Origin of the sequence: Nocardiopsis exhalans, from assembly GCF_024134545.1 — a bacterium.
Classification (GTDB): domain Bacteria; phylum Actinomycetota; class Actinomycetes; order Streptosporangiales; family Streptosporangiaceae; genus Nocardiopsis; species Nocardiopsis exhalans.
Genome location: NZ_CP099837.1, coordinates 6,162,493 through 6,176,859, shown reverse-complemented (window position 1 = coordinate 6,176,859; position 14,367 = coordinate 6,162,493). Strand labels below are relative to the sequence as shown.

General features: G+C 69.1%; 16 protein-coding genes. 7 read left to right on the top strand and 9 right to left on the bottom strand.

The features are described from left to right. Positions 1-45 precede the first annotated feature (45 nt). Both NE857_RS27350 and NE857_RS27345 read right to left on the bottom strand, forming a co-directional pair. Positions 46-288, bottom strand: a complete 243-nt coding sequence (locus NE857_RS27350) for a DUF397 domain-containing protein (RefSeq protein WP_254418252.1) — start codon at positions 286-288, stop codon at positions 46-48. Then, entirely contained in the window at positions 285-1,145 is an 861-nt protein-coding gene (locus NE857_RS27345) for a helix-turn-helix domain-containing protein (protein ID WP_254418251.1), read from the bottom strand. Before NE857_RS27345 ends, NE857_RS27350 begins: the two co-directional genes overlap by 4 nt. Before the next feature lie 228 nt (positions 1,146-1,373). On the opposite strand from NE857_RS27345, the gene NE857_RS27340 reads away from it, so the two are divergent. Further along, positions 1,374-1,925, top strand: a complete 552-nt coding sequence (locus tag NE857_RS27340) for an ATP-binding protein (RefSeq protein ID WP_254418250.1) — start codon at positions 1,374-1,376, stop codon at positions 1,923-1,925. A gap of 120 nt (positions 1,926-2,045) precedes the next feature. Continuing rightward, positions 2,046-2,438, top strand: a complete 393-nt coding sequence (locus NE857_RS27335) for a hypothetical protein (protein ID WP_254418249.1) — start codon at positions 2,046-2,048, stop codon at positions 2,436-2,438. 71 nt (positions 2,439-2,509) lie between these two features. Here the strand turns inward: NE857_RS27335 and NE857_RS27330 are convergent, their stop codons facing one another. Genes NE857_RS27330 through NE857_RS27320 form a run of 3 tightly spaced genes read right to left on the bottom strand, consistent with a single transcriptional unit; the run spans position 2,510 to position 4,820 of the window. Beyond that, a complete protein-coding gene (locus tag NE857_RS27330; RefSeq protein ID WP_254418248.1) occupies positions 2,510-3,067 on the bottom strand; it encodes a PIN domain-containing protein in 558 nt (185 codons plus the stop codon). Continuing rightward, positions 3,064-4,191: a helix-turn-helix domain-containing protein gene (locus NE857_RS27325; protein WP_254418247.1), complete on the bottom strand. Its 1,128-nt coding sequence runs from the start codon at positions 4,189-4,191 to the stop codon at positions 3,064-3,066. Before NE857_RS27325 ends, NE857_RS27330 begins: the two co-directional genes overlap by 4 nt. Positions 4,192-4,250: 59 nt before the next feature. Then, positions 4,251-4,820 carry a GNAT family N-acetyltransferase gene (locus NE857_RS27320; protein WP_254418246.1) on the bottom strand — a complete coding sequence of 190 codons (570 nt, stop codon included), beginning with the start codon at positions 4,818-4,820 and terminating at the stop codon, positions 4,251-4,253. Between the two features lie 283 nt (positions 4,821-5,103). On the opposite strand from NE857_RS27320, the gene NE857_RS27315 reads away from it, so the two are divergent. Together NE857_RS27315 and NE857_RS27310 are read left to right on the top strand one after the other, a co-directional pair. Then, entirely contained in the window at positions 5,104-5,895 is a 792-nt protein-coding gene (locus tag NE857_RS27315) for a hypothetical protein (RefSeq protein WP_254418245.1), read from the top strand. A gap of 185 nt (positions 5,896-6,080) precedes the next feature. Next, the gene (locus NE857_RS27310) at positions 6,081-7,727 is read left to right on the top strand and encodes a serine hydrolase domain-containing protein (protein WP_254418244.1); all 1,647 of its coding nucleotides are present in this window, start codon (positions 6,081-6,083) and stop codon (positions 7,725-7,727) included. Between the two features lie 4 nt (positions 7,728-7,731). On the opposite strand, the gene NE857_RS27305 is transcribed toward NE857_RS27310, so the two are convergent. Further along, on the bottom strand, positions 7,732-8,445 hold the full coding sequence (locus NE857_RS27305) for a response regulator (RefSeq protein WP_254418243.1): 714 nt from the start codon (positions 8,443-8,445) through the stop codon (positions 7,732-7,734). Further along, positions 8,445-9,737, bottom strand: coding sequence for a sensor histidine kinase (locus NE857_RS27300; protein WP_254418242.1), 1,293 nt, complete (start codon positions 9,735-9,737; stop codon positions 8,445-8,447). Before NE857_RS27300 ends, NE857_RS27305 begins: the two co-directional genes overlap by 1 nt. Before the next feature lie 170 nt (positions 9,738-9,907). Here NE857_RS27300 and NE857_RS27295 point away from each other — a divergent pair, with 170 nt between their 5' ends. Then, positions 9,908-10,327, top strand: coding sequence for a thiol-disulfide oxidoreductase DCC family protein (locus NE857_RS27295; RefSeq protein WP_254418241.1), 420 nt, complete (start codon positions 9,908-9,910; stop codon positions 10,325-10,327). Positions 10,328-10,340: 13 nt separating this feature from the next. Further along, positions 10,341-10,754 carry an SdpI family protein gene (locus tag NE857_RS27290; protein ID WP_254418240.1) on the top strand — a complete coding sequence of 138 codons (414 nt, stop codon included), beginning with the start codon at positions 10,341-10,343 and terminating at the stop codon, positions 10,752-10,754. Positions 10,755-10,792: 38 nt separating this feature from the next. Here NE857_RS27290 and NE857_RS27285 read toward each other — a convergent pair whose 3' ends face one another. Beyond that, entirely contained in the window at positions 10,793-11,689 is an 897-nt protein-coding gene (locus NE857_RS27285) for a 3-methyladenine DNA glycosylase (RefSeq protein ID WP_254418239.1), read from the bottom strand. Between the two features lie 54 nt (positions 11,690-11,743). Between NE857_RS27285 and NE857_RS27280 the strand changes: the two genes are divergently transcribed. After that, on the top strand, positions 11,744-12,340 hold the full coding sequence (locus NE857_RS27280; RefSeq protein WP_254422114.1) for an HD domain-containing protein: 597 nt from the start codon (positions 11,744-11,746) through the stop codon (positions 12,338-12,340). A gap of 19 nt (positions 12,341-12,359) precedes the next feature. On the opposite strand, the gene NE857_RS27275 is transcribed toward NE857_RS27280, so the two are convergent. Next, a complete protein-coding gene (locus NE857_RS27275) occupies positions 12,360-14,162 on the bottom strand; it encodes a hypothetical protein (RefSeq protein WP_254418238.1) in 1,803 nt (600 codons plus the stop codon). Positions 14,163-14,367: the final 205 nt, after the last annotated feature.

Genomic DNA, 14,367 nt, shown 5'->3' with positions numbered 1-14,367 from the left:
GGGGCGCCCGCGCGTCGTCTCACAGGTTCATGGCCTGTCCGGAAGCTACCGAGAGAGCGCGGTCCTGAGGAAACCAGCCCACTCGAAGGCAGCAAAGGGGATGTGCCCAGACTCTGGATGCCTCGAGTCCCGGACGGCTGCGCCGCAGGGCAGCTCGGCCACCTCGACACAGTCTTCACTGGCGCCGCTGTAGCTGCTCTTTCGGAACCTCGCGGGGATGTGCGCGACTTCCACACAGTTCTGGCTGGCGCCGCTGTAGCTGCTCTTCCGGAACACAAGGCTTGTCACGTTACGTCCTCAAGTGATGCAGAAAGTTCGTAGATGAAGTCTATGGTTTGAGCGACAGTGAGCGAAGCGTTGTGCGCTTCTCTCCACATTGCGTCATACGTCCTGATCTCGTCCTGTCCTTCAACAAACACACAGTAAGTGGGGGTCTCGGCATAGCCGACGGTGGGGTCTGCTGCCTCAGAGAACTCCATGATCTGGAAGCCGCCCAGATTCGCCGCATGCATGCCAGCGGAGAAGGGGAGGGCATGGATGGAGATGTTTGGCCTAGTCGCCATGTGGGCGAGGTGAAGCAGTTGTTCTCGCATCGCTTCTTTGCCGCCTGCGCACCGGCGGAGCGCAGCCTCATCGATGATGGCCGCGTACTCGGGTGGGTACAGGCGGGTCAGGATGGATTGACGCTCCATCCGCGCCTCCACATGGCGTTTGATCTCCTCCTCCGCAAAGGCGTTCGTGCCCGTGAAGACGGCACGTGCGTAGTCGGCGGTCTGGAGCAGGCCTGGAATCACCTGAGCTTCATAAGTTCGGATGAGCGATGCTTCTACCTCGAAGGCTGGCAGGCCGCTTGTTCCGAATAGCTCCTTGTACTGGTACCACCAGCCCTTCTCCTTGGATTCTCGGTAAAGCTGGTGGAAGGCTGCGCGCGTTTCGTCACTGACCTCGTACAGATCGGCGAGCGCATCAAGGTCACGCGTGCGTGTGCGCCGTGACTCCGCTGTCTCGATCTTGCTGAGGGTCGTGCGAGGAACCCCTGAACTCTTAGAGGCTTCTTCAAGGGTCAGCCGATGAGTCTCACGTAGACGGCGCAGTTCGAAGCCGAGTCTCCGCAGGCGGATGGTGGGGCTGTGGGGACGTTGCATGGGATCAGCCTAGTCAAAGTTTTCCGGAAATCCCAGTTTCTGCTTGACGGAGGGAGATTTCCGGAGGAACTATGGGGTTGTGGCCAGTGACCGTCTCATCACAGACGGTCCGCTCCGGCCAGGTTGCGCCTTGCCCGTTCCGCGCATCACGGCAACCGTGAGACTCCTTCAACGGGCACCACGCACGACCCCTGCTCATGTACCGCCATGCCTAGGAGTGTGTTCGTCATGCCGTCTGACACCCCCAACGACCCTCCCGTCTCGGGTGAGGTCACGGTGCCGCTGGCCAGCTTCATCCGGCCGCACTACCGGCACTACTTTTCTGGGAAGCCCGAGCGGCCCAACTACCGGGCCCGCCGCTACGACTTCGCGGGAACCCCCACCGTGATGCCGCTGGTCCGCGCCTTCCTGAACACCTGCGCCGCCGCCTACAGCCCCGACTACCGCTACCTGTTCACCCTGCTCGGGTCGGAGCTGTGCAACAACGCCATCCGCCACAGCCGTTCCGGCCAGCCCGGGGGCAGCTACATCCTCAACATCCAGCGCGACCGGCGCGGGCTCCACCTGACCTGCCGCGACCGAGGGCACCCCTCCGCTCCGGACCAGCACCTCGAACCCCGCCCGAACGGGCTGGACCTGAACGCCGAATCCGGGCGCGGACTGGCCATGGTCGACGCCTTCGCCAGCGACTGGGGCGACAACGGACGCTCCCAGTTCCGCAACGTTTGGTTCTACCTCGCCTACGACCTGACCGGAAGCCGCTGGAGCACCAGCACCTAGAACCACCGGCCGACATGTCACCCAGGACATGAGACGGGCCCAGGAAAGCGTTGCCGCGCTTCCCCTGGGCCCTGAACCCCCGCAAACCCAACCTAGACATAAGCAAGGAAAGAGGATCTGATGCAGAACCCTATCCCCTCGCCCCGCCCCTCCAGCGACCCGCTGTACCGAACCCTCCCGTGCCGACAGCCGCTCGTAGGCCCCGCCTGCGTCACCTGCGTCCACCCCTCCTGCCGGGAGCGCCGCGCCGAACGCCTGCCCCGGCTGGGCGGCCACCGTTCCGAGTATGCGAGCGAGCACACGCAGGCCGCCCGCGTCCAGGCCCGCTACCGCCATCTCGTGATCTGGTGGGGGGAAGCCACGCGATCCTTCTGGGTCGCCACCCCCACCGGCCTGGAGGAGGCCGCTGACCTCGACGCCCTCCTGGTGCTGCTCTGGCCGCACACTGACCCGCCCACCACCCGCCCCTGGGCCCAGAACCTGGGCCGCCCCAGCGTCCCGGCCGCGGTCTGATCACCCAGCACCACCACGCTGTCGAGGAATGCGGCCTTGGCCGGAACCATTCGGTCAAGGCCGCGCCGGGCTCAGTTCTCGTTCGGGGAGATGATCCCGTGCTCGTTCGCCCATGCTTCGAAGCCACCAGGAAGAAACGGAAGATGGTATTTGGTCTCGATGAGGTGATCCGCCAAGCTGCCCACCATGGCCGTGGTGAGTAGACCTGCACGGATGGCTTCACAAAGCAGACCGAGAGTTCCCTGGCAGGCGATGCCGGCGTCCTGGGCGAGATGCCGGGCCGCACGGTCATCAATCACCGCGGTGGCCTTGTGTGCTTGTGCATAGGCGAGTACGGAACACTCGCCCACATTCCGGCTTCCCGAAACGAGGAATTCGGAAAAGTGAGCGAAGGACGCGATCTCGGTGCCCGAAACCAGAGAGTGCTTTTTCGTCCACTCCGCGTTCAGGACCTGCTGAAGGTGGGGTCTAGAGTGAGAGCCCTGCCGCAGCTCGTGTTCGACCGCGTCGGTGATGACCACCGCACGGGGAGCGGCCACTGTGCGCAACACACCGAGCCATCCGGCTTCCGCCAGATGGCTGAGGGGGCCTGTATCAAGGACGAGCTCGTCAACGGGAGGTTCGCTCATGAAACGAACTGCCATATCGCAGACTCGTTCAGCTTCGGAAGTTCTGGAAGTTCCGCTGTCTCCCAGGTACCCATCAAAAGGTCCAGAGCGCGCTCCTCGCTGATCTTCTCGGAGGTGAACAGGCGCAGCACAGCCGCTTCGTACACACGCGGCAGCGGCTTCTTCGGGAGCTCGTCCGAACTGACGAGGTCATGTTCCACGATGTCTGCTTTGGTGGTCCTGGTCGTTCGCACCTGAGCGGCCTGCGCACCGCTGATCAGTTCGAGCTCGCGGAGCCGACGTGCCAACGTGGACATGTCAACTCGGAAGTGACTCGCCACTCGAACGGCGGCCGTACGCAGACCGTTCTCCGTATTGCCTCCACAGACGTCCCAATTCTCTTCCAGGGAAATGTCCGGCAGTAGAAGGGAGCGCGCGAACTGGTCCATCAACTGCTCATGAAAGCCTCGATTCGTGCTTCCGTCGATGCGCCAGTCGACCGTGTAGTCATCCGCGACGAGCACATGCCCCAGTTCGTGTGCGAGGGACAGGCGTCGGCGGCCCACGCGGAGACCGCCGTTCACGACCGCGACGGCGCCAGCGTCCAGGAGAACACTGGCTGCATCGGCGGCGTCACGTCCCAGATTGACGATGAATGGGAGGAGGCCGGCACGAATTACTTTCGTGCCGAGGTCGTGCAACGGTTCGCTCTGTCCCACGCCGAGCAACTCGCGGGCTTCGCGCGCGAGCTTATCCGCTTCTTCCCGGCTCCCGGGCAGAGGAAATTCGGGAGGTCTTCTCACCTTGTCGCGGAACTCGGTGTCGTTGCGCGCGACGAACTCCACGGCGCGGACCCGGCGCTCCACCTCGGCATCGATGCGTGGACTGGGCTCGCCAGGATCCGTGACGTTGCGGTGGGACACGATCGCGGGCGGAGTGTCCTCGACGAACCACTCGATTCGCTCGCCAAGGGCCTCGGCTACCTGGGCCAGCTCCAGCGCAGTCAGGCGACGGCTGCCGTTTTCCATCTTGGCGAGAACCGACCTGTTCACGCCGATGGCCTGGGACAGTTCGGCCTGTGTGAGACCTGCACGCTGGCGTGCTTGGGACACCCGGAGGCCTAGCTCAGTGGAGTTGAGGACCATGTGTTCCATATTAGAACACTCCTGTATTCGGGAGTAGCCTTCCGCCGCCTCCGCTGAAATCAGAGGTTCACCGGGCGGACGAACCTTCGGCACACGTACACCCGCCCGAACTTCTCGCGGAGCTTCGCCTCGTCGGACAGGTCCGCGTGCAGGAAGGCCTTGCCCACGTGGAAGCCGACCAGCGGCGCCGCTGCATCGGCTGCCTCCGCACCGTCGGCGTGGACATGCACGTAGTGGTCCTGCTCGGTGAAGCCCATCGCCCGGTACCAGCTCAGGACCTCGGGCTGGTCGCGGGTGTAGGCGTCCAAGGTGCGGACCCCGGCTTCCCGCAGCGGCACCAGGAGAGCCTCCAACAGGGCGGTTCCGATACCGCGTCCCTGGTGATCCGGGTGGACCGCGATGGTGTCGATCGTGGCGTCCTCCCCGAACAGTTCCGCGTCGAGGACCCCGACCACCGTGCCGTCGGAGACGGCCACCAGCTCCACCCCGGGCCTCTCGAACTCCGTCTTGGTGATCTTCACGTCGTCGTAGTAGGGCGTGTACAGGAAGGACAGGACCCGGCAGCGCAGCCACTGGTCCTCGTCGGAGGGGCGGTAGGGGCGGATCTCCAAGTTGGTCACGGCGGCCATTCTCATCGGCGGGAAGGCCTGGCGCCAAAGGGTTTTCGTCTTGGCGAAGCTCTCGTGGGTCTCGGCTTCGCACGGGCGTGCCCACCTGACCAGGCAGTACCGGTACGCCACCGCTCGCAATCGCCAGACGCCGGTTTTCCGAGCGGAGTCTCTCAATCGTGATTTTTCGGTTATGGGTTTGTCGGCTTGACGACAGGGGAACACAAGTAAGTTTCTTGTGTCACCCCTTTCACTCCTGTCCACACCCGTCTCGGTGGACCCCGTCATTTCACAGGAGTCCCTCGTGTTCACTTCCACTGGCGCTGGCGCGTTCAGCGTTCGGCTCTTCGGGGCCGTCGCCCTCACGACCGGCCTCGTCCTCGGTGCGGGTGCCTCCGCTTCCGCTGCGCCCGGTGACAACGGCACCGTCAAGATCCACAACCCCCAGACCCCCGAAGAGGACAACCGCAACGAGCCCAAGGTCTGCGACTTCCAGGTCGTCGCCTTCGGCTTCGACGCCGGGCAGGAGGTGTCCTGGGAGATCCTGACCCACGGCGGGCCGCCCAACTCGCGCACCGTGGAACTGGAAGGCGAACTCGTCCTCGACGACGAGGGCGCTGGCAGCACCGAGGTCCTCAACCTCGACGACGGTCACTACAAGCTCGAGTGGACCTTCGACGGGCAGAAGGGCAAGGGGGGCAAGCACAAGGTCTTCAAGGTCGTCTGCGACGGCGGAGAGGGCGAGCCCGAACCGAACCCCACGCCGACCGGCGAGCCGGAGACCCCCGAGACCCCGGAGAACCCCGAGGCTTCGCCGACGCCGGAGACCCCCGAGACACCCGAGGTCCCTGACGAGGGCAAGACTCCTGGCGAGGAGACCGGCCAGCCCGAGGACGGACCCTCCGAGGAGGCCGAGCCCACCACCCCCGTCACCGAGGCTGGCCCGGGCCAGGAGAAGGACGGCAGCGACCTGGCCGTGACCGGTTCCGCCCTGGCCGGACTGGTGGCCGCGGGCGCCCTCGCCGCTGCTGGCGGCGGTGCCGCACTGTACATGAGCCGCAAGCGCCGTGGTCAGGGCACCGGCACCGAGGCGTAGACGGATCGCACGGGACGGCGTTCGTTCGGTGCGGTATCGGGGCGGGTCCCGCGCAGGGGCCCGCCCTTCGCCGTGCCCAGGGCAGGTCGGGACACCACCGGTGACATCCCGCACGGGTCGGGGATGACGGAGGACATGACCTCTGTGACTGGCCAGCCGACGACGCGGCGTGAAGGATCGCAGACATGACCTCCCCTGACGCGCAGCACCTTCCGCCGAATCGAGACCAGCCCGACTCCGGCCAGCCCGACTCCGGCCGGCTCGCCATCGAGCGATCCGGGAAGCGGCCCCGGGCCGCAGCCGCGCCCCGCGGGGCACTCCTGTCGGCACTCGGTGTCGGCGCGGTGGTCACCCTGGCGGCCGTCCTGCTGTTTCCGCTGCTTCCGCACCGCGCGCCGGTCGCGGCAGTGGAGTTCGAGGGTGATGAAGCCCTGGTCACGGATGTGTCGGCCGCGCTGGACTCCACCAACGTCCAGGGGCTGGCCGTCGCCCGTTTCGACAACCATGCCCCCGACCAGGTCGAGTGGGTGACCGCCGGAACCGCCGACGGCACGGCGCCGATCACCACCGACACCCCGTTCGAGACCGGCTCGGTGTTCAAGGTCTTCACCGCGATGACCCTCGCCGACATGGCGGCCGACGGGCAGACCTCCCTGGACCGCACCCTCGGCGAGATCTTCCCCGACACGGAGTTCGCCGATCCGGCCTTCGCCGAGGCAACGCTGGAGGACCTGGCCACCCACCACGCAGGGTTCGTCACGCAGTTGGAGGAGGGCCCGCTCGGGGCGCTGCGCAGGAACGCGTGGGGTGACTCCTACCGCCAGGCGGTGCCGCCGCTGGAGTTCGCCGCCACCACGCAGGCAGCTGCCCCCGGTAGCTTCATGTACAGCAACGCCGGGTACGCGCTCCTGGGTGAGGCCCTGGCCGAGGAGTCCGGTATCCCCTACCCGGAGCTGGTGCGCGAACGGGTCCTGGACCCGCTGGGTCTGGACGCGACCGTGATCAGCGACGCCGGGGTGCCCGAGGGCGGGGCCGGTCCGTACACCGAGCCCGGGTCGCGGGTCCAGGACTGGCGCAACACCGACTACGCGGCCGCCGGGGTCGCGACCTGGGGCACCCCCGAGGACCTGGTCCGCTTCATGGCCGCGCTGGCCGAGGGCGAAGCGCCCGGAATGGCTGCTCTGGAGCCCGTCCACGAGACGGTTGAGCTCGCGATTGCGAATTCGGAGCCGGAAGGGCTCGGCACAGCGCTCGGCTGGCGTCTGCTCGACGTGCCGGACGTCGGTCAGGTGACCTGGCACAGCGGTGGTTCCTTCGGCACCCGCACCATGGTCGCCACGGACGGGGAACAGTCGGTGGTGGTCATGGCCAACAGCTTCGGCGTCGAGGCCCCGGCTCTCGCCTTCCAGCTGCTCGGCGACGACCCCCAGCGGATCCCCGGCAGCCCGGTACCGGTGAAGCCGCTCGTCACCTACTTCACGGCGCTGGTCCCCGCCGCTCTCCTGCTCGCCCTGGTGCTGCGCCACCGAACCCTGGTCACGCAGCGGCCGCTGGACCGGCTGCGGATCGTCTCGCTCACGCTCGGCGCCCTGGCCTGGAACCTGTTGGGGCTGCGGCACGGGGACTGGGTGGGCACCCCCGCGTTCGTCTGGGCCCTGGGCCTCGGCCTGATCGCCGCCGCGGTCACCGTCGGCGCCTGGTACTGGCGCCGGGTTCCGGTGGAGGCGGGCCGCTTCCGCTGGCTGCACGTGACGGTGTTCGTCCTGTCGTTGCTCTTCTCCCTCAGCCTGGGGTCGCTGATGGGGTGGGGGATCGCGGTCGCCTGGTCCTGACCCGCTACCGCTGCTGGCCGCTCTCCCACGAGGTGAACCAGAGGGCCAGAGCGGTGCGGTCGCGCAGGTCGAGCTTGCGCAGGGCGTTGGTGACGTGGTTGCGGACGGTCCCCTCGGACAGGAACAGGGTGCGGGCGACCTCGCGGTTGCTGGCCCCGGTCCCGATCAGGCGCACCACGTCCCATTCCCGGTCGGTGAGGCCGTGGGAGTCCGACGGGGGTGGCGCGGGCGCCGGTTCTGGGGTCGGTCCGCTGCTGGCAGCACCCGCGAGGTTGGCGATCATCCGTTCCGCCGCGTGTCCGAGCAGGACGCTCTCCCCGCGGGCCGCTCGGCGGACGGACTCGGCGACCTCCTCGGGTTCGGCGTCCTTGAGCAGGTAGCCCTTCGCTCCCGCGCGCAGGCAGGCGAACAGGTGCTCGTCCTCGTCGAAGCTGGTCAGCACCACCGCCGCCACGCCGGGGTGGCGCTCCGCCAGGTGCCCGAGCAGCTCGGTGCCGTCCATCCGCGGCATGTGCACGTCCACCAGGGCCACGTGCGGCGGTTCGGTGAGGTCGGGGGAGCCGAGGAGTTCGAGGGCGGCCACCCCGTCCTCGGCCTCGCCCACCACCTCGATGTCCCCTTCGGCGGCCAGCAGCCGGGCCATCCCGCGCCGGACGATCCGGTGGTCGTCCACCAGGATCACCCGGACCGGCTCGGCCCCGTGGTTCGGCTGTGACATCACACCGCCTCCAGTTCCCGTGCTTGATCGTTGGTCATGATCGGGAGCCGGGCCCGGAGCTCGAACCCGCCCCCCGGGCGGGCCCCGGTCTCCAGAGCCCCGTTCAGCCCGGCCAGGCGTTCGCGCAGCGCGGTCAGCCCGAAGCCCGGCGCCCCCTCGCCCGGGCCCCGCCCGTCGTCGGCGACGATCAGGTCCAGCCGCTCCGCCCCGGCGTGCACGGCCACCTCGATCCGGCTCGCCCCGGAATGCCGCAGCGCGTTGGTCAGCGCCTCCTGCACGCACCGGAACGCGACCAGCTCGGCCTCGCCGTCCAGGTCCTCGGGCCACTCGCCGCTGCTGGTGAAGGAGGTGGCCACCCCCAGCTCGCCGAAGGAGTCCGTGAGCGAGCGCAGCGCGGCCGGACCGGAACGCTCGGCCAACGCGATGGGTTTGAGAGCCCGCACCCAGCGGCGGGTGTCGGCCAGGGTCTCCTTGGTGAGCCTGCGTGCCTGACCGATGTCCTCGCGGAGGTCGTCGAGGAGGTCGCGCGGCAGGTCCTCGGGCAGGGCCGCGACCGCGCGTTCGGCGTTGGCCAGGCACAGGTGGACGGCGCTCAGGTGGTGGCCGGTGCTGTCGTGCATCTCCCGGGCCATCCGGGCGCGCTCGTCGGCGATGGCGCGCTCCCGGTCCCGGGCGGCGTGCGCGCGCAGCTGGTCGTGGGCCTGTGCCAGCTCCGCCAGGAGTCCACGGGTGCGCTGGGACTGCCGGACGGCGCCGATCAGGGTCAGCACGGCGGCGACCACCCCGAGCCCGTAGACCAGCAGGAGAGCCCCGTTGAACAGCGCGTGGCCGGTGGCGAACCCGGGAGCGGCCAGGCCCATCCCCATGTTGACCAGTGCGAACAGCAGTGCCATGGCCAGTCCGCCGAGCGGCCCGAAGGCGCACACGGCGAGGGCGATCGCGACGGCGATCAGACCGAAGAAGCCGAACTCCACCGTGACCGGCATGAGCAGGGCGCTACAGGCGAGGAAACCCACGGTGGCGGCCCGGCGGTGGGCCGGGGCGCCGCGTTCCCAGGCGGTGAGGGGCCACAGTGCGAACAGGGGCAGCAGCGCGCCCAGCATGAGGAGGAAGACGGGGTCGGGGTACACGTACTGAGCCGGGACCAACCGCCCCTCGGCCAGGGCGTTGAGGCCGCGCACCAGGACGAAGCCGAGCACAACGGCGCCGAACACGAGGTGGAGGACGAGGCGGGGGCGGGGGCCGCGCGGGTCCAGGAGGTCGACCAGCGATCGCTGAGGGAGGTCGGGCATGCCCCAACTCTCCCAAAGCCGGTGTCCCCGCGCGAAGGGGCATGACAGATGTCCCATGACATCCGTGACTGTCGCGGGAGAGACGGGCGGTGCCAGGATGGGGCACGGTGTGAGAGCCGACACCGAAGCCTCCTCGGCTGGAGGCGGAGCCAGGAGGGAATGATGGGGGTATGGAAGACACAGCGGGTGTGAGCGAACGGTCCGAGGCCGGGCTGTTCCTGTACGACCGGGACTGCGGGTTCTGCCAGCGGGCGGTCGGCTTCGCCCGTGAGCGCCTGCGCACACGGACCGCCTTCGCGGCCTGGCAGGACGTCGACCTCGACGCCCTGGGGCTGACCCCCGAGCAGACCGATGAGCGGGCCTGGGTCGTCTACCCGGACGGACGGCGCTTGGCCGGGGGAGACGCGGTCGCCGGGGTCCTTCTGGCCGCCGGGTTCCCCGCGGGGGTCCTGGGCCGCCTGATGCTCCTGCCCGGAGCGCGTCTGCTCAGCCGCGCCGCCTACCGGGTCGTGGCCGCCAACCGGTACCTGCTGCCCGGCGGCACCGCCGCCTGTGCCCTCCCCTCCAGCCCGCCCCGGAACCCGAAGTAGCAAAGGACGCGCAGTGAACCCGCTGGCCGAGAACGCCGACCAGATGATGCCCCCTGTTCCGTTCGTCATCCTCATGGTGACCGTGGTGCTCATGGCGGGGGTCCTGGTGCTCATGGGGGTGCTGGGAGCCCAGCGGCGGATCAAACCGAACGAGTTCTTCGGGATCCGGACCGCCTACACCCGCTCCGGCGAGTTCGCCTGGTACACCGTGCACGAGGTCTCGGCGCGCTGGTCGATCGTGGCCGGGCTGGTCTGCCTGCCCTCGCTGGTCCTGCTCCCGATCGCGACCACCCCGAACGGGCAGATCGCCGCCCTGCTCGTGCCCATGGGGATCAGCGTCACCCTGCTGGTCCTCGGCTCCTGGCGGGCGCACAAGGTCACCCGGGAGCGCCAGGCCCGGGAGGCGGGTCGCGCCGACCTGCCCTGAACCAGGCCTGTCCTGAGCCCGTCCCGCTCCGTGGCGGCTCAGGCAGCCGCGCGCAGCTCCCGGCAGACCGCCAGGACCCGCTCGCGCAGCACGGCGCCGCGTTCGGCGAAGTCGCGCTGGTACTCCATGTACGCCGCCTTGCCCTCGGCCGTCTCGATCCGCACCGGCTCGTACCCCCAGTCCCGCAGGTCGTAGGGCGAGGCGCGCATGTCCAGGACCCGGATCTCCTTGGAGAGCCCGAAGCAGTCCGCCACCAGCTCCGACGGCACCGCCGGGGTGAGCTTGTACGCCCACTTGTACAGGTCCATGTTGGCGTGCAGACAGCCCGGCTGGTCCAGCTCCGCCTGCCGCTCCCGGGTGGGCTGGAGGGTGTTGAGCGGGCGCGCGGGCTCGGTGAAGAACCGGAACGCGTCGAAGTGGGAGCACTGGATGCGGTGCGACTCCACCACCCGGTCGGTGCCCTCGTGGCCCAGCCGCAGCGGGACCTGGCCGTGCCGGACCTCCTCGGTCCGGTAGGCCATCGCCCACTCGTGCAGCCCGAAACAGCCCAGGTGCGCGGGGCGCTCGGCCACCGACGACAGCAGCCGTTCCACGAAGTCCAGTACCGGCCGTGCGGTCAGGAACGCGGGCACGTCCAGCCCCACCCCGCCGGACAGCTCGGTGTAGAAACGCTCCGAGAGCCGCTCGCGCGCGCCCTCGCCCAGCAGCACCGCACCCGCGCCCGGGTGCCAGCGCCGCAGCTGCGAGGGTTTGAGGTTGTAGTAGGTGAACAGGAAGTCCTCGACCGGATGACGCTCGCCCGCGCTCCTGCGCCGCAGGTGGTCGCCGACCAACGCGTCCACGCGCAGCGCGTGCCGCTCGGCGCGCTCGCGCCACTCCGTCTCCGCCAGTGTCCGCGTCAGGCCCACTACGGCCTCGGTACTCGTTCCCGTCACGGCCCCCAGGGTATGCGCGCCGCACCGCGCCCCGGCGTCTACTCTGCTGTGGTGCTGACTATCCCCACCGACGAACAGATCCGGGCCCTCCACGAGCGCCACGCGCCCACCGCCGAGGCCTTCGACCGCGTGTACACCCACTGCCGCATCGTGTGCGAGGTGGCCGAACAGCTCCTGGACCGCGCCGCCCCCGGCGTGAACGCCGACCTCGTGCGCGCGGGCTGCCTCCTCCACGACATCGGCGTCTACCGGCTGTACGGTCCCGACGGTCAGCTCGACGGCTCCCGCTACGTCAGCCACGGGGTGCTCGGGCACGAGCTCCTGGCCGGGGAAGGGCTGCCCGAGACCCTGTGCCGCTTCTGCTCCCACCACACCGGTGTGGGTGTGACCAGCGAGGACGTGCGCTCGCAGGGGCTGCCCATTCCGGTGGCCGACTACCTCGCCGAGTCACCCGAGGAGGAACTGGTCATGTACGCGGACAAGTTCCACAGCAAGAGCCAGCCGCCGGTCTTCCTCACCGCAGCCTTCTTCGCGGCCAAGGTGCGGCGCTTCGGCTCGGACAAGGAGCTCCGGTTCAAGGAGCTGGTCGACCGGTACGGCGAGCCGGATCTGGCCGCCCTGTCCGACGCCTACGGCCACGAGATGGTCTGACCGCGTGGCCTGAGCGCCATCAGTTCGACTGCTGTACCGGCAGGTGGCGGCCCAGGTAGCCCACGTACACCCGGTTGGTGGTGTCCGGGCCCAGGTGCGGGTAGAAGTACAGCCGCGGGCAGATGCCGTACTCGATGTCCAGCTTGATGTGCGCGTACATCGGCACCCGGCCCGCCGGGTCCACCTCGGTCGGTACCCGGAACACCCGTTTCTCGTTGAGCTTGCCGCGGTTGCGCACGTAGTCCGACTCCTGCGAGGCCAGCCGCTTGACCGGAATCACCCGGTAGCCGTTCGGGGGATCGCGCAGGTAGGAGTGGAAGCCCAGCCCGCTGCCGGGGTTGTCGAACTGGTAGCGCGCGTAGTCGTTCAGCGCCAGCAGCGCCTCCCAGGCCCGGGTCACCCACAGCCCCTCCTTGCGGCTGTCGGAGAGCTCGTACACCGTCTGGTCCTCGATGGTGAAGAACAGGTGCGGCAGCGCCGTCCCGTCGGTGATCCGCTCCAGCAGCTCCGCCACGCTGGACGGCGGCCGCTGCTCGGGGTCGTGCGGGGCCGGGGTCGCGGCCAGCCGGAACAGGCCCTCCTCCCGGATCCGCTCGCGCAGCCACTGCGCCTCGTAGCGGGCGCTGCGCCTCTCGTCCCGGGCGGAGTCCAGCTCCTCGGTGAGGTCCGCGGTCTCCGCGAGCAGGGCCTGGCGCTCCTCCGAGAGCTCCCCGATCCGCGCGCTGAGCCGACGCACCTCCTCTCTGAGCCGCCGGGCCTGTTGCTCCTGGGCCTGGGCGGCGGCCAGTTCCGCCATGATGACCGAGTCCGGCTCGGACTGGTGCGCGATGGTGTTCCCCGATTCGGTCGTTGCTGTCTGCTGTGACGCGGGGGGAAGCGGGGTGCTGGGACCCCGGCGCAGGTCCTCGGTCTCCTCCGACAGAAGGATGTCGATCGCCTTGAGCGCCTCGGGCAGCGCCAGCCCGACGGCGTTGTCGCGCACTCTCCGGGACAGCGCGGCGCCCACCCAGTTGCGTACGCGCTCGCCGTCGCGGGCGGTGTCCAGGGTGGTCGGGCTCATCCTGGGGTGACGCTGGGCGTCCTCCGGGTCAGCCAGGTCCACCCCTGGTAAAAAGGTGCGCACCCCGCCCGCGGGCACGTCCAGGTCCCGGGGCAGGATCCCGCCCACCCGGTCCAGGGCGGCCCCGTCCAGCACGTACCCGGCGCACATTCCGGTGCAGCGGGACAGGGAGCCCGCCATCGAGTCGCGCCAGTCGGCGACGGTCACGTCACGGGGCGCCCCGGTAGCCACGATCGCCAGTCTGCGCAGGGGATCGCGCACGCTGGAGATCAGCGCCGCCACGTCGGCGTCGTCGCGCCCGCGCACGATCCGCGGCGTGGAGTGCAGGGGATGGGCGCCGTCGTGCGCTGCGACCGCCTCCAGCAGCATGCGCGCCGCCTCGGGCGGCATCACGTCCAGGCGGGGGGTGTCCGGGGTGTCGGCGGCGGAGGCGGGGTCGACGGTCATGTCGATCCACACGTAGTTCCACGGCGAGAGCTCGGGGTCCACGACGACGGTGGCCAGGGTCCGCCACACCCCGTCGGCCTTGTCGGACTCCGTGGTCAGCCGCAGGAAGGTGAGCCCCTCGTCGGTGTTCTCGTGCCGCGCGACCAGCGCGCGCGAGCGGTTGCTGAGCTCGTAGCGGCCCGGCGAACCGAAGTCCACGCGCGCGCCCGAGTTGCCGCGTTTGCTCAGCCAGCGGGAGAGGACGGCCGAAGCGACGGCGACGAGATCCCCGTCGTCGTCGTGGACGGCGACGAGCGTGCGGTAGACAAGCGGCAATGAGCCCTCCCGGGTTCCCGTCAGCGGCGGCGGACCCGAGGGCCTGGCCCAGTGTTCCAGAAAGGTTGGCGCTGGCAGAGCCCTCTTTTACCACTGTGTATCAAGGACAGCTCAGGCGCCAGCCGGTTGACCAAAGAACCGTTGACCGGATTGTCATCCCACAGCTCAAACGTTGTACCGACCGTTCACCCAGGGATGTCCGCGT

Coding starts and splice junctions, on each gene's coding strand:
- NE857_RS27295 (WP_254418241.1), top strand. CDS start 9,908: ATGGAAGACACAGCGGGTGTGAGCGAACGGTCCGAGGCCGGGCTGTTC.
- NE857_RS27325 (WP_254418247.1), bottom strand. CDS start 4,191: ATGGTCCTCAACTCCACTGAGCTAGGCCTCCGGGTGTCCCAAGCACGC.
- NE857_RS27320 (WP_254418246.1), bottom strand. CDS start 4,820: ATGGCCGCCGTGACCAACTTGGAGATCCGCCCCTACCGCCCCTCCGAC.
- NE857_RS27300 (WP_254418242.1), bottom strand. CDS start 9,737: ATGCCCGACCTCCCTCAGCGATCGCTGGTCGACCTCCTGGACCCGCGC.
- NE857_RS27330 (WP_254418248.1), bottom strand. CDS start 3,067: ATGAGCGAACCTCCCGTTGACGAGCTCGTCCTTGATACAGGCCCCCTC.
- NE857_RS27340 (WP_254418250.1), top strand. CDS start 1,374: ATGCCGTCTGACACCCCCAACGACCCTCCCGTCTCGGGTGAGGTCACG.
- NE857_RS27310 (WP_254418244.1), top strand. CDS start 6,081: ATGACCTCCCCTGACGCGCAGCACCTTCCGCCGAATCGAGACCAGCCC.
- NE857_RS27305 (WP_254418243.1), bottom strand. CDS start 8,445: ATGTCACAGCCGAACCACGGGGCCGAGCCGGTCCGGGTGATCCTGGTG.
- NE857_RS27335 (WP_254418249.1), top strand. CDS start 2,046: ATGCAGAACCCTATCCCCTCGCCCCGCCCCTCCAGCGACCCGCTGTAC.
- NE857_RS27345 (WP_254418251.1), bottom strand. CDS start 1,145: ATGCAACGTCCCCACAGCCCCACCATCCGCCTGCGGAGACTCGGCTTC.